The 15,331-nt window shown below is 52.8% G+C and carries 9 protein-coding genes; 2 read left to right on the top strand and 7 right to left on the bottom strand.

Going from position 1 to position 15,331, the window contains the following annotated elements:
- Window positions 1-27: 27 nt before the first annotated feature.
- Entirely contained in the window at window positions 28-1,404 is a 1,377-nt protein-coding gene (locus BUB30_RS24180; protein WP_073139231.1) for a sugar porter family MFS transporter, read from the bottom strand.
- Between the two features lie 18 nt (window positions 1,405-1,422).
- Entirely contained in the window at window positions 1,423-2,631 is a 1,209-nt protein-coding gene (locus BUB30_RS24175; RefSeq protein ID WP_178377182.1) for a DUF4185 domain-containing protein, read from the bottom strand.
- Window positions 2,632-2,744: 113 nt separating this feature from the next.
- Between BUB30_RS24175 and BUB30_RS24170 the strand changes: the two genes are divergently transcribed.
- A complete protein-coding gene (locus tag BUB30_RS24170; RefSeq protein WP_073139225.1) occupies window positions 2,745-5,072 on the top strand; it encodes a hypothetical protein in 2,328 nt (775 codons plus the stop codon).
- Window positions 5,073-5,306: 234 nt separating this feature from the next.
- On the opposite strand, the gene BUB30_RS24165 is transcribed toward BUB30_RS24170, so the two are convergent.
- The 5 genes from BUB30_RS24165 to BUB30_RS24145 all read right to left on the bottom strand — a co-directional run bounded on the left by BUB30_RS24165 (window position 5,307) and on the right by BUB30_RS24145 (window position 14,330).
- The gene (locus BUB30_RS24165) at window positions 5,307-6,197 is read right to left on the bottom strand and encodes a hypothetical protein (RefSeq protein WP_073139222.1); all 891 of its coding nucleotides are present in this window, start codon (window positions 6,195-6,197) and stop codon (window positions 5,307-5,309) included.
- 2 nt (window positions 6,198-6,199) lie between these two features.
- Window positions 6,200-7,669, bottom strand: coding sequence for a RagB/SusD family nutrient uptake outer membrane protein (locus BUB30_RS24160; protein WP_073139219.1), 1,470 nt, complete (start codon window positions 7,667-7,669; stop codon window positions 6,200-6,202).
- Between the two features lie 19 nt (window positions 7,670-7,688).
- The gene (locus tag BUB30_RS24155; protein WP_073139216.1) at window positions 7,689-10,838 is read right to left on the bottom strand and encodes a SusC/RagA family TonB-linked outer membrane protein; all 3,150 of its coding nucleotides are present in this window, start codon (window positions 10,836-10,838) and stop codon (window positions 7,689-7,691) included.
- Window positions 10,839-11,060: 222 nt separating this feature from the next.
- Entirely contained in the window at window positions 11,061-13,772 is a 2,712-nt protein-coding gene (locus BUB30_RS24150) for a GH92 family glycosyl hydrolase (RefSeq protein ID WP_073139691.1), read from the bottom strand.
- A gap of 159 nt (window positions 13,773-13,931) precedes the next feature.
- Window positions 13,932-14,330, bottom strand: coding sequence for a winged helix-turn-helix transcriptional regulator (locus BUB30_RS24145; RefSeq protein ID WP_073139213.1), 399 nt, complete (start codon window positions 14,328-14,330; stop codon window positions 13,932-13,934).
- A 76-nt stretch (window positions 14,331-14,406) separates the two neighbouring features.
- On the opposite strand from BUB30_RS24145, the gene BUB30_RS24140 reads away from it, so the two are divergent.
- Complete coding sequence (locus BUB30_RS24140) at window positions 14,407-15,300, top strand: NAD(P)H-binding protein (protein ID WP_073139210.1); 894 nt, start codon at window positions 14,407-14,409, stop codon at window positions 15,298-15,300.
- The last annotated feature ends 31 nt before the right edge of the window (window positions 15,301-15,331 follow it).

The following is a 15,331-nucleotide window of genomic DNA, read 5'->3' as shown; positions in this document are numbered from 1 at the left end:
TCACAGACAAATTATCGATGCAAAAAATTATCGCTTCCAGCTTTGCTCGATCTCTTCAAGCGTACGCTGTTTTGTTTCCGGAATTTTACGCCACACAAAAATTAGCAGGATCACGGCATTCACCATGAAGATCCCGAAGGTGCCGGCGCCTCCCAGCTCGCGCAACAACACGGGCGTGAACTGGGTAATGAAGACCACGCCAATCCAAAGCACCAGCGTGCAAAACGACATGGCCAGGCCCCTGGTTTTTGTGGGATAGATCTCCGAGATGAGCACCCACGGGATTGGACCCAACGACGACGCGAAGCAAGCGATGTAGGCCAAAATAAAAAGCAGGAGCCACGGCCCTTGCGTGATGCTGTATTGAAAGCACAGCGCGATGCCCAGCAAACAAACGATCATCCCTCCTACACCCCACATCAAAAGCGTTTTTCTTCCTGCACGGTCGATCAGCCAAATGGCGACGAAGGTGAACACTGTATTGATCACACCGATCAGGACGGTCTGCAAAAACGCCGACTCCGGTCCGAAACCGATGCTCTTGAAAATTTCCGGCGCATAATAGATGATCGCGTTGATGCCCGTGATCTGCGAGAACAAGGCGAGAACAATTCCGGCCACAAGCGCCATGCGCAACCCCGGACTGAATAGTTCAGCAACGGTCCCGTTCTCCTGCGAAAGCGCGGACTGTATCTCGTCGGCAATTTCCTTGGCCTTTGCTTTGCCGTTCACCTTCTCCAGCGTCAGCAAGGCTTCGTCATAGCGTTTCCGCTTGATGAGCCACCGCGGGCTTTCCGGGACCAGGAACAACAGCACGAAAAACAAAAAGGCCGGCAGCGTGCCCGAACCCAGCATATAGCGCCAACCCCATTCCACATTCCACGTGGGGTCGCCCTGCGCGGCGATCTTGAGGTTGACAAAGTAGATCAGGTTTATGCCCAGGACGATGGCGAGTTGATAAAGACTCACGAGTTGTCCGCGGATCTTTGCAGGTGCAATCTCCGAGATATAGAGCGGTGAAAGCATGGAGGCTGCACCGATGCCAAGCCCTCCTACAAACCGGGCCAGCACAAACTGCGTGAGGCTTTGGGGAATGGCGGCGCCCAATGACGAAACAAAAAACAACACCGCCGTAACGATCAACACTTTTTTTCGACCAAAGCGATCGCTCAGGTAGCCAGCCATCATGGCGCCGAGAACGCATCCCCAGATGGCGCTGCTGGCAGCCCAGCCCACCATGGCGGGCGTGAGGTTGAATTTGGTTTCCAGGAAGCCGATGGCCCCGGCGATCACCGCGGTGTCGTATCCAAAAAGCAATCCCCCCAGCGCGGCCACGACGGAAACTTTGAGAATGAATCCGGAAGTGTTTGCGGGTATAGTCTGCGTTGCCTGTAGCGTTTCCATGAAATGCGGGTTATAAAACTATTTGCCTGCTTCAGGCATGTTGAAAGTGATGCGAACAAACCGGGGGCGATACAGATCAGGAAGCGTCTCGATCCTTTTGGCAAAATCAAAGCAGTTCACATTGTAGCTCACCAGCAGTTCGCCAGGCTTTGAAATGGCCGGATGCGCTTTCGCATTATATGTAAAGAGTCCTTGCTCCGTGATGTCGGTTGAAGTATTCCAAACGATCTGGCGAGGACCAAACTGTCCTACGGGCGATGTCCCGATCTGCATATAGATGGTGGGCATCAAGCCTGCGTATTGATAGATCAACGCATACTTGCCGTTCCCCAGCGGTGTCACGCTCAGTTCATTGGAAACGCTGTCGACCAGGGGTTGTGCTTCTTCGGGTTTGGATGACCACGCTGTTCCATTATAAAATTCCCATGAAGAAAATTCGGTCAACTGTGCGGGTTTGATCCGGGCCACCACCAATTCCTTCGCGCGGCCTTTCACTCCATACACATAAACGAAGCCGTCGGCATCCGGAGCGCCGGCCGACTGTGTGTTCGACAGTACACCCACTCCGAAAGACGTTGTTAAAGAATCTTTCGAAGCAGAAAACGGCAGGTCAAATTGTTTCTGTTCCTTGAAGGGGTAACGTGTTCCTTTTGGGATAACGATCAGGTTGTTGCCCACTTCGCGAAACGGGAAGGCCGATCCATCGTTGGTGTTGCGAATGCGGTAGGCAAAAATGCAAAGGCTGCCGTCCATGTCGTTGTTCACAAAGCCATCGCCCAGCCAATAATAGTCGTCCTTTTTGGTTTCGGGTGAGGCCGGAACAAATAGCGATGCCGGTTTCTGGTCCGCGCCTTTGTTGATGAGAAAATGAGCGGCAGACGACACAGGCTCTTTTCCCTGCAGCATCATCACCGAGTTATTGATCATGGCATAGCCGGGCTTCAACACACCTTTCTCGATGTCGCCCACCATCGTGTCGCTGAAGAGGAACATGATGCTGTCGTTGGTACCGGTGCTTTGGTCAACGCCGGAAAAGGGAATGGCAAAAATACCGTCGCCCCCAAACCATCCGTGTTCACGCTTGAGCAGCGCCGTCCACTCCGGGGCGGGGCCTACGGTGAAGGTGATCGGTGTCTCGGGTTGTTCGGCTTGCGAAGACTTGTTTTCCTTACAGGAAAATGCGGCCAGACAAAAAACGAATACCGCAACATTAAGGACAATTTTCATGCGACTGCATTTTGGTTGTGATACAAATCTAAAAATATTTTTGATATGTATGAACATATGAACAAAGAAAAGGGGTACTTTTATTTGACCGATCCTACAAAATCTATTGGTTTATGACCCACACAAAAGGCTATTTCGGCCTATTTTTTATTACGGCATTCCTTTTTATGGTGGGATGCTCAACGCCTCCGCAAACGGAGAAAAACTACATTCCCTCGCTGGAGCAAATCTCCGGAAAGTGGGTAAAAGCAGACACCGTCGCCATGGAGCCGTCGTTGCGGAATTTCCTTGGCCAGGCCGTAGCCAACCGCGACCTCACCTCCATCAGCTGGTTTGCTTCTGCCCCCTATAGTGGTGGCTACCACACCGGTGTTTTCAAGATCGATGGCCAGGTGCCGCTCGTGGACATGTTCCGGTGGCAGCCCTACCAAACCCAGCGCAAGGCAAGTTATGAGAAGTTCGCCTTGTTGTCTACCACGCGCATGCTCCCCGAAGAAGACGGTGTGCTGTGGCGAATCGAGATCACCAATCAAAATGACCAACCCGACACGGCGGACATTTCCATTGACGCCATTGGTTTTATCAGCCAATACGGCGGCGACTGGCAATGGTGGTATCCGTATCCCAAAATGAACGGCATGGTCACCAAACGGGATGAAGAAGTGGAGCTGGTGCGCAAAAGCATCGGCAGCGCAACGATGGCGGAAACCCAGGTAGATGAATTGGTGGACGGGAAACCCACCGGAAAGAAAATGACCTTGCGTGCACCCTACGATCTACAAATCTTAAACGCAACCAAATACAACACAACCTCCTCCGGAAAAACATCCTTGCTGGTCCACGACACAGAAACGCCGGCCATCACGGGCTTCATCTTCAAAACCACGCCGGATACATTAATAACCCTCCACAGCGGCGGAACGGCCCAATGGAAATTGCCGCTGAAACCCGGAGAAACAAAAGTGATCGAATACCTGATGCACTACGGCAACAGCGACAACGCGGTGAGCCAACAACTCAACACCTGGAGCACAGGCTTTGATGAAAAATTTACCCAGGTCAAATCGGTCTGGGAACAGCGGTGGCAATCCATGTTCCAACCCAACAACAGTTTGTTCTCCGGATGTTTCCCTGTGTTGGAAACCGAGGACACGCTGGCCTCGCGCGTCTATTACACCGGTCCCCTCACCATGTTGTATTTGCTGAACACCAACCTGCCCCAACACAAAAAAGTAATTCTCACGGGTGGTCCGAAATGGGGCGCTACCATTTCATTTTTCTGGGACAACACCGAATGGTCGACCGTGCAAGCCGTGACAGATCCGGCACAATTAAAAGAAAACATTCTCTCGTGGATGAAAGTCGATCCCAGCAAATACTATGGCGTGGATAATTTTGGTGGCAAGGGCGTGGGCAACCCTTACTCGGCAAACTATTGGGCCCTGTTTCAGTTGGTCCGCTCCTACCTGGCCGTGACCGGCGACTATGCGTTCCTGAAAGAAAAAGTAGAAGGAAAAACCATATTGGAAACACTAGAGCATTATGCCACCAATGGGCAACGCATGGCCCTCTTTGGAAAACCAGGTTACACCGATCCCCTGTACAAGCTCGCCGATTTTGGCAGCGACGAATGGAACCTGCTCGAATGCGTGCCTACCTACAAACAAATTGTCCCTTCGTTCAACGCGGGCTACATCTGGATGCTGCGCGAAACCGCCGATCTCTACGCCACCGCTGGTGATCACGCCAAGGCTGATCAACTGCGCAGCCAGGCCACCGAAATGAAAGGCTACCTCATGAAACTCTACGCCGGCAACGGTGTGTGGAATTGTCTCTATCCCGACCACAAAACCATTGAAGTGCGCCACTGTCTCGACTTCATGTTTATGGGCCGCTTCATGGCACAAGATCTCAGCGACACCATGAAGACCGAAATGATCAGGTTTGTAGACCAGGAATTGATGACCGACCATTGGATGCGCGCCCAATCCTTATTGGACGTCGCTGCGAAGAATTCCGATCGCCCCGACCACGGCCCGCTCGGCGCCTACGACGGCTGGCCTGCGGGAACGATGGACGCGTTTGTGCAGATGGGATATCCTGAAAAAGCCCTTCACTTCTATCGCGCGCTCGAGCCCGTAACGTACGAAGGCTCCTGGGCGCAGTCGCACGAACTGTGGGGCGATGACAAGGAGAATCAAAAAGCCAAGGTGCGGATCGCCGAACGCGGATGGCATGCCCGCGATGCCATGGCCGGCATTGGCATGTCGCAGGTGATGTTGAAGTGTTTCTTTGGGTTCAATCCCGATCTGCAGGGACGAATGATCAAGGAACCGGGTGTCACGCATTTCAATGGCACGTTGCGGCACGTGCTCTTTCACGGTGAATACTATACGCTCACCAGTCTCGATGGGAAGATCAGCGCAGAGAAAGAAAAATAAGATAGTTTGGGTAGTGAATATGGGGTTCGTGTCATTTTGCACGGGCCCCTATTCTTTTGTGCAGCCTCGGGCACACCCCGATGCACGGAAACCTTCAGCATCGGCGCCCAAGGATCAAACCACTACACCCCGTTATGGGCCGGCGGTTGGCTCCCCTTAAAAACGTATTACAACAAAAAAATCCGGCCGTTGTAGAGGCCGGACTTTTTTACCATCGCAAACAAATTCTTTTTTCTACTTGGGCTCTGCCGTGTATTGATAGAGGAATGTCTCATCCGTTCCCAGGCCAAAGATCGAGAGATCGATGTCGATCGACATCTCCAGTTTGTCCACAGTCAGGGTCTGCATCTGGAAGGAGTCCACTTTCACCGTGGGGTCGAACAGGCCGTGGCTCTTCAGGATGAAGTATTTTTCATCGGCGGTGAGATACCATTTGTCGTAGATGGTAAAGCCATCGAACGCGCAGTCGCCTGCCCCGGTGTCGGCGCCGTAGTTCACGGTGACGGTGCTATCGGAATTGAACAGGTAGTAGTTGTCTTTCTCGCAATCTTTCAGGTCTTGCGAATTGTCATTGTCCACCCAAAGCCTGGACGTCCACGCCCATTTTTTGCGGGGAATGTTCTCGCGCGGCGACAAGGTGACCACGAGCGTGACGTCGCTGGTCAACACGTTTCCGGACTGATCCTGTGCCTGGAACGTGAGGCCGATCAGTTTATCAACATCGCCGTCCTGGAGGTTGTAGGTGTAGTCATATTTGGCTTGTCCCAAGGGGTCGATGGTGACCACGCCGTTCTGACCAAAGGTCTCATCTTTCTGTGTGGCCACGGTCTTCGTCACTGTGAGCGATTTCACGCCGTTCAGTGTCGAGAAGTCGGCAGTGATGACCACCTGGCCGTCCACAAGCTTGCGTGTGACTTTGTATTGCCCATGACCCGGCGCTTTTATCGATGCTCCATCGACGGTGAGCGGAAGACCCGGATCAGCAGCGTCCGACTGATAGTCATCTTCACAAGAACCGAGGCCTACAACGGTGGCCAACAGGATGGCGCCGTAAGCGATATATTGACGATACACATTCATGGTGTTAAATTTTACGGGTGATGCGGATGTATTTTCCCTGTTCATGATCAATAGTCATTTTGAGGTAAGTTGGGATCGAGATCCCGTTCGCGCTGCGGAATGGGGAACAAGTAGTGCTTCGCCTGCGGCGTCACGCCCGGTTTTGCCAGCGGCACGAGTTGCTCCAGCTTGCCCGTACGCGCCAGGTCAAACCAGCGGTGACCTTCTGCTGCCAGCTCATGTCTTCTTTCGACGAGCACGGCATCGCGGAATGCGTCTTTGCTAAGACCGGAAAGGTCTGCCAGGTTCGCGCGGTGGCGCACCAGGTTCACGGCGTCGTGTGCTTCCTGTGACCGGTCTTTTTCATTCAAGGCTTCGGCATACATCAGCAGCACGTCGGCATAGCGGATCACGGGGAAATCGATGTTGGCTTCCGAGGTGTTGAATTCGGTTGGTGTCGTCACATCCCAATACTTTCTAAAGTAGTAGCGACTGAACGGCACGTTGTAAGATTTTCCGCCCACCGTTTCACTAAAGCGATTGAACACGGTCACGTCACGGCGTTCGTCGATGGCGTCGTAGCTATCCACCAGGGCTTGCGTGGGCGCGGTCCATCCCAGGGTGTTGGAGGTGATTCCCGCCGAAGACAACTCAGGAGGCAGCAAACGCACATGCACTTGCGCCACTTCCCAGAAGCTGAGGGCATTTCCAGCCGTTCCAAAACCAACAGAGAAGATCGCTTCTTTCAATCCGCGGTTGGCAATTTTAAAGATGTCTGCAAAATTATCCCACAGTTCATACTTACCCGAGTCGATCACCTTTTCGCATTCGGCGATGGCGTTGTCATAGTCTTTCCGGGTGAGGTATACTTTTGCCAGCAGAGCGTGCGCGGCACCCGCGGTGGCGCGTCCCCTTCCGTCGGCCTGGTCGGCAGGAAGGTTGGTGGCGTCGTTAAGATCGGCAAGGATCTGTGTATAGATCACGTCTACTTCTTCTGCCGATGGCGTTGTCGACGTTACGTCGCTTGTCAGCAGGGGTATTTTGCCGAACATGCGCACCAGGTTGAAATACAACAATCCCCTGAGAAATTTTGCTTCGTTGATGTAGCGCGTCCTCAGCGTTTCATCCATTTGGATGCCCGGGATTTTGGCGATGGCCACATTGGCGAGGGAGATCGCCTTGTAGTGTTGTTTCCAAATCTCGTAGAGCGTCCCGTTGTTGGGGTCCTGTGTGAAGGTCGCCAACTGATCCTGGTCCGGCGAGCCCGACTGGAGATTGATCATCTCATCGGAAGACAAACCTTCCGTTACCCAGAACCCTCCAAAATACACACCACCAAAGGTGTCGCCGCTTTGAGAGTTCAGGTGGGCATAGATCGCATTCACGGCCGACAGGGCATTTTCCTCGGTCGTATAAAAGTTCGTCGTCGTCTGCCGGTCCTTCGGATTCTCTTCCAGGAAGTCCTTGCAGGAAGTTGACAACAGAGACAACAGGAGAATGGCACCGGCCGTCTTCATATGTATAGTCAATGATTTCATGGTTGTGATCGTTATAATTTTAAAAACCAAGGTTAAGACCCACCAGGTAAGTTTTCGTCAGCGGATAGCGGCCCTGGTCGATGCCGGGATAGGCCGTGGCCGTTCCATAGCTGCTGCCCTCCGGATCATAGCCACGGTAGTTGGTGCTGGTGAACAGGTTGGTGGCGCTCACATAGATCCGGAGGCTTCTCATCCCGAAACGGTCCAGCATCATCGACGGAACGTTGTAGGCAAGGTTCACATTCTTCAACCGTATGTACGATGCGTCTTCGATGAACTTAGAAGAAATCGTTCCCACATCGGCCGTGCGTTTTGCCAACGCGCGGGGATATTCGTTGCTGGGGTTTGTCGGTGTCCAGCGGTTCAGGGCTGCATCGGCCAACACGTTGTGCTCGCCGTTCATGTCTTCCAGGAACATCCGGTTCAGGTTGTTCATGTTGTTGCCCTGCGAGGCCTGGAAGAAAAAGTTCAGCGTAAAGTTTTTGAAGGAAAGCGTGTTGTTCAAGCCCCAGGTATACTTCGGCAAGGCATGTCCGATGATGGTCCGGTCCTTGTCGTCGATCACGCCGTCGGGCACGATGTCTTTGTATTTCCGGTCGCCGGCTTTGGCCTGGCTCGCTCCGCTTTTCTGGTTTGCAAACACGGCGCTCTTGCTGACCTCTTCGTCGGTTTGAAAAATGCCGTCGAACACATAGCCGTAGAACGTACCGATCGGTTGTCCTTCTCTCAGGATCAAACCATTGCCCAACTGCACATCGCTATCGGTGGCCAGCTTGGTGACTTCGTTCCGGTTCATCGAAAGGTTGAGCGAGGTGTTCCACTTCAGCGCACTGGAGGAGCTGGTGTTCACGGTCGTGATCTCCAGGTCAAAACCTTTGTTCTCCACGTTGCCGACGTTCAGGTAGGTGTTCTCAAAACCGGTGGTGCTGGAGATCGGCGTGTTCAACAACAGGTCGTAGGTATATTTTCTATAATACTCGGCGGTCATCTGGATGCGTCCATCTAAAAAGCCGGCATCAAAACCGATGTTAAACTGGCGAGTGGTTTCCCACTTCAAGTTCGGGTTGTTGTAGATCTGCGGCTGGCTGCTGTTGTAGGGCAACACCGTGGTGCCGTTGTTGAAGACCCCCTGACCATAGGAAGCCACCGTGGGAAGCGACTGATAGGGATTGATGGCCTGGTTGCCGATCGTACCGAGGGATGCTTTCAGTTTCAGGTCGGACAGGAAGTCAATATCCTGCATAAAAGATTCATCCGACATCCGCCAGGCAAATGCGCCCGAAGGGAAGAATGCGTATTTGTTCGCCGCGCCAAATTTTGACGAGCCGTCCACACGACCCGTGACGGTGAACAGGTATTTGTGATTGAGGGAATATTGCGCACGTCCCAGGTACGACACCATGCTCCATTTGCTCTCGCTGTTGTAGGGAGCCTGTGGGCTCGAGGCGCTGCCCACGTGGTGATATCCCAGTTGATCGTCGGTCCCAAAAACATTGACGCCGAACGATTCATTTTGGAATTCCTGCAGGGTGTAGCCCACTACCACATTCAGATTATCTTTTCCAAGTTGCTTGTCATAAGTAAGGGTGTTCTCGTTCAGCCAGGTCACGCCTTGCAACGTAGCCAGACCGGCGACGCCTTTCGCAGCTTGCGCGGCGCGGAGCCACGACGGCTGGAACATTCTGTCTTTCGAAAACACGGCGTCTATACCCAAACTGGTCTTGAATACCAGGGCATTTATAATTTTATATTTCGCTTCCACATTGCCCAGGATCCGGGTGCTGGTGCTCAGCGCCTTTGCACTTCTTGCCTCTGCCACAGGGTTGCCCGCCACGGTTCCGGTCTGTGCCGCTTGCGCCGGGCCAATGGTGTTCTCATAGGTGTATCCGCCTTTTTGTGCAGGATCATACACCGGCAGGATCGGGTTCATGGTCAATGCTTCGCCGATCACACCCGGAGCAATAAATTGCAGACCGGTGTTCAGCACATTGCCGCTTGTGCTTGAAAGGGACATGTTCGTTCCCACGCTCAGCTTTTTGCTGATCTCGGTGTTGATGTTGGTGCGGAATGAATAGCGCTTAAAGTCGCTACCGATAACGACACCATCCTGATCGAACAATCCGCCGGAGATGGCATATTGTGTTTTCTCCGTACCGCCTGTGAACGACAGCTGATAGTTTTGTATCGGGGCGGTGCGGTAGATTTCTTTCTGCCAGTCGGTTCCGGTGCCCAGGTTTTGAGGATTGGTGTACACAAGAGGCAAACCGGCATTTGAGCGGGCTTCGTTCACCAAACTGCCGAACTGGCTCGCATTGAGCAGGTCGAGTTGTTTGGATACTTGCTGCACGCCGTAGTAGCTCTCAAAATTCAAAGCGCTTGTTCCTTTCTTACCGCGCTTGGTGGTGATGAGGATGACGCCGTTGGCACCGCGCGAACCATAGATGGCGGTAGCGGAGGCGTCTTTCAATATTTCGATCGATTCAATATCGCTTGGGTTGATGGCTGAAAGCGGGCCAATGCGCGGGCCTTGGAAACCGCCGGCCGTTACATCCGCTGTGCTGCTGTTCACCAGCATACCATCTATAACATAGAGTGGCTCGTTGGCTGCGGTGATCGAGCTTGTTCCCCGGATGCGGATGGAAGCTTCTGCTCCCGGCTGACCCGAGGTTTGCTGCACTTGCACACCGGCAGCTCTCCCCTGCAACGCCTGGTCGAACGATGTGGTGGGGATGGCCTTCAACTCCTCGGCCTTCACCGACGAAACCGAACCGGTGAGGTCCGACTTCTTCACTTCGCCATAACCGATCACCACAATCTCCGAGAGCGCTTCGAGCGCCGGGGTCATGGTCACGTCGAGCCGGGTCTGGTTGCCGACGGTGATCTCTTCCGGCGAGAAGCCGATGAAGGAGAACACCAGGGTGGCATCCGGGCCGGGAACGTTGATCGAGTAGAACCCTTCGGCATCGGTCACCGTTCCTTCGCTGGTTCCTTTGATGATCACGTTCACACCGGGCAGGACCTCGTTGTCGGCGGAGATCACTTTACCGGAGATCTTGGTTTGTTGTACTAGAAAACTAGCCGGCGCTGAAAATCCAGCAGACGTTGTGGCCAGCAGGCAAACTACCGTCAGGAGGAATAATCCTATGTCGCGGTAAAATTTTTTATTCATAAAAAAGAATTTAGTTGGCATTAAAGCATGATTCAAAACGTGCACTGTCAGTATGTATGAACATATGAACAAGCCAAAATTGAACAAAAAAGGATTGCCAAAAAAGAATTTTGACTTTTTTTTAAAACGTTTGCATGAAAGGGGGAACTTTCGTCAAAAAAGTGCCCATAACGCTTTAAAACGCTTTGCTTGCAGGTTCAGGATGGTCGAAACCGCACCGCATCATTTTGCGGAGACCGTTCCCCAATTCCGGTTCGGTTCCTTCCCCAGCCACAACTCCAGCTGACCGCCGCGGGCATAGTCGGCATGGCGGATAAAGAATTGGTTATGCGTTTTGCCATTGAGTGTAGCCTTTTGAATATAGACATTCTCGTCGCTGTTGCCGTGCGTGGTGATCACGAACTGGCTGCCGCTATAATACTTAGGATCCAGTGAAATGGTGATCGTGTCAAAGATGGGGCTGGTGATCTCATAGACCGGATCTATGGCAGCGTTGCCTTGCACGCTGAACAAGCCCAGTGCCATCAACGCGCTTGTTCCCCCCATTTGTCCCTGATCTTCGTCGTGGCCGCCGTACCCCAGGTCGGGCGTTGTGCCACCGAAGGCTTTTTCTTTTACCTGGCGAACCCAGTACTGCGTGAGCCAAGGCTTGCCTGCATAATTAAAAACATGCGCGTTGGAGCAACCTGGCTGATTGGCGTAACTCACATAGCCATCCGTATAGCCAAATACAAAGTTGCTCGGTTCAGCCTTCTCAAATGCATAATTCAATTTTGCTGCGAGCGAATCCTGCCCCCCCATGAGTTTGGCCAGCCCTGGCAGGTCGTGCGACACGGCCCAGGTGGCTTGCCATGCATTGGCTTCCACCCATCCGCTTCCGCTGAGCGGATCGTCGTGCAGGAATTTCCCCTGTGCATCTTTCGGAAACAAGAGATTCCACTTTGGGTTGAAGCATTTCTTCCATCCCGCGGAGCGATCCATAAAAAATGCATAGTCTTTTTTTCTTCCCATCTTTTGTGCCATCTGAGCAATGGCCCAATCCTGGAGAGCGGCTTCAACGGTGATGCCCGCATTGTCTTTCCACCAGCCGTGTTGCGTATAGAAGTCAATGTCGGCAGCGCTTCCCAACATGCCGCCGGGGAGATGGTTGCGTTTCACGACTTCGAAGGCATGCTTGGCGTCGACCTTGGTCAGCAGGTTCTTCATGTAGGTGCTGGCGATGAGCATCGTGGTGGGACTGCTGGTCATGATATACGAGTAGCCACCGCCGCTGGGCCCGCGCGGAAGCAGGTAGCCGTTGTCGGCATACTGGATCATGGAAGCCGACATCTCATCCTGAACCGATGGCCACGCCAGGCCCCAGAGCACGTTAAGGTTCCATTGCGTGAGCCAAAAGGCATCCGAGTTGTACATATTGTATTTCAGATTTCCATTGGCATCGCGCGGCAAGGTTTTCACTTTGAATACAGCGTCCGTGAAGTTGCCCTCGCGTTTGCCCGTGGTGCGGTCGGGGTAATCGCCGGAGACGTCATTGATCTTGTGACGGCCCAGCAGCACGTGCCACAGGTCCGTATAAAATTTCACACGCTGATCGGCGCGACCGCCTTCTACCTTAATTTTTCCCAACCAATCGTTCCATATTTTTTGTGACTCGTTTTTCACGGCATCGAAGTCCCACGTCGTGCATTCCGTCTCCAGGTTCTTGCGCGCGTTGTCGATGCTGGTATAGGAGATGCCGATCTTCATTTGAAGTTGTTCTCCCGCCTTCACGTCGTAGGCTGCCGCGATGCCGAGGCTGTCGCCCGCCAGCGTGGTGATGTCCTTCATTTGGCGCGTGCCTTTCCATCCGTTGAGGTTTTGAAAAGGTTTATCAAAACGAACTACGAAATAGATCTTTACGTCTTTGGGACCTCCCCAATAGCGTTTCACTGAACTGAGCGAACCCTCAAATTCCGAGGCTGAGGTCTTCTTCACGTCGGCGTTGGCCATGGTGCTGTTAGACAGGTAGCCCCCCAGGTTAGCGAGGATCTGGGTCTTCATGTTGCGGGTGAAGCGGAAGCGATAGAAGCTCACGCGCTCGGTGGTGGTGAGTTCGGTCCAGGTGTCGGCATCCTGGAGATAGACACGGTGATAGCCCGGCTGCACCATTTCTTCGTCGTGTGTGAATTTTGATTTCCAGGCGGCCTCTCCTTTTGTTGGATCAACCGAAACCTGCGCGGGCATCACCTCGATGCCCGAGAGCATCCAGCAGTGAATTTGTCCGAAGCCCAGGATGTGCTGCTCATTATAATTATAGCCACCACCATTCTGATTCTTGTTGCGGGTATGCGGCGCAGCGCTCACCATGCCAAAGGGCCGGCTGCCGGTGACAAAGAAAAAGTACCGGCCTCGGTTGGTCTCTATGTACGGGTCGACCATTGACACATAGTCGGTGAACTGCTCCGGCGACGGAAAGACTTCGATCTCTGAAAAGCCGAGGTTCCTCCCCGTTCCATCGGTAGTGACGAACTTCACCCACCGAACGGTTTTTGTATCAAACGTAATCGCCTTCCCGGTTCCATCGCCGGGAAGTTGGTTCACCCAAATCATGCTGCCATCGCTGAACAGAAGTTTACCCCCGGCAATGTTCTCGCGCAGGGATGGGCGGTCGTATAAAACGATCTTGTTGATCTTCTGCTCCGACTTCCATTCCAATTGGATCCAGGGAAAACGAATATATCCCCAATCGGTCGTGTCGCCCAGGCAAGCCCATTCCCCGTTGTTTGGAATGCGGATCACGCCATCGGCAATGTTCCGTGCATTGAAATCGGCGTTGAGTTCGGTGGACGCCGTGATGGTCGCTTGGGGTGCAATGTTTCCGGGACCGGCCAGGAGCGGAATGGAAACGTAGCTCAACAAGAGGAAGACCGTACCTTTTAACAGAAGATTTCTCATCGCCATGATTTTTTTATGCTGTAGATCGATCGTGCAGTTCTCTGCCCGAAGCATCCGGAAAACTCACCGACCGCTTAAAGGTATATATGTATGAACATATGAACAAGTTAAAATTTCTTTTTTTAAGGAGCCCTTCTTCTTATCGATAGGATCGCTTGATTATTCCAACGGAAAATCCGCCATCTGCCGGGAAAACGTCTTTGACAATTTCCCGCTGTTGTGCACCGCCCATTCGGCCATGGCATAAAGCACGGGCCGCAACGCCTTTCCGGATTTTGACAACTCGTAGGTGACATGCGGTGGCACGGTCGGCTTTGCTTTTCGGGTGATCAATCCTTCGCTTTCCAACTGCTTTAGTTGCTGGATCAAAACTTTCTCGGTGATCGTGGGAACAGCGCGCTTCAGTTCGCTGTAGCGTCTGACCCCGCCCAACAGGTTGAACAAGATGATCGGTTTCCAGTAGCCGCCGATTTTATCCATGACAAAAGTTACCGGGCAGGTCACATACGCCTGGCTCTTGTTTTCCTGGATGGTGGAATTTGCTTTAATGGTGGTCATACATACTATAGGGTAAGTACTTGTACAAAAGTAAGTACAAAGATAGTTTTGCCCCGAACAATAAAACAAAACAACTATGAAAATTACAGTAACCGGTTCCCTGGGGAACATCAGTCGAGTATTGGTCGAAAAATTAGTCGCCCGTGGGCATGAAGTAAAAGTGGTGAGCTCGAATGCCGATCGCGCCGGTGACATCGAAGCACTTCATGCTATTCCGGCCATCGGTTCCGTTGAAGACTATGCCTTTGTGGCCAAAGCGTTTGAGGGCGCGGACGCGGTTTACCTGATGATCCCGCCTAACCCGCGGTCAACCGATTTGAAACAGTATATCCGCACCGTCGGTGAGCAATATGCAAAAGCGGTTCAGGCAAACGAAATCAGGTATGTGGTGAATTTAAGTAGCATCGGTGCGCATGATCCGGATGGCCTGGGGCCGACCGGTGCCAATTATTTTGTCGAACAAAAACTCAATGCACTCCCCGCTGTCAACGTGCTGCACCTCCGGCCGGGCATGTTCCTCACCAATTTTTTGGGTGTAATCGGCATGGTGAAACATCAAGGCATGCTGGGTAATAATTTTGATGCGTCGGTGACCTTCCCTCTCTCCCACCCCCGCGACATTGCCGAAGTAGCCTCCCAGGCACTGGATACATTGTCCTTTTCCGGAAAGCAGTTCCGGTACATCGTCGGCGATGAAAAGAGTGGCGCCGACGTAGCCCAACAACTCGGCAGCGCCGTTGGAAAGACCGATGTTCGCTGGGTTGCTTTTTCAGACGAACAGTTATTGAATGCGTTGTTGCAAAACGGATTCTCCGAACAAATGGCAACCGTGTACATGATTGAGATCGGCATGGCATTGCGGGATGGAAGTTTTACGGAAGACCTTCAAAAGCACAAAGCGCACGTGGCCGGGCAAACTTCACTGAAGGAATTTGCAAACGAGTTTGCCATGGCCTATCGGTCCAACTAATCAACATACAAGGCTGCCAGACAGCAAACTT

Origin of the sequence: Chryseolinea serpens (assembly GCF_900129725.1) — a bacterium.
Taxonomy (GTDB): Bacteria; Bacteroidota; Bacteroidia; order Cytophagales; family Cyclobacteriaceae; genus Chryseolinea; species Chryseolinea serpens.
This window is presented reverse-complemented; position numbering and strand designations above follow the sequence as displayed.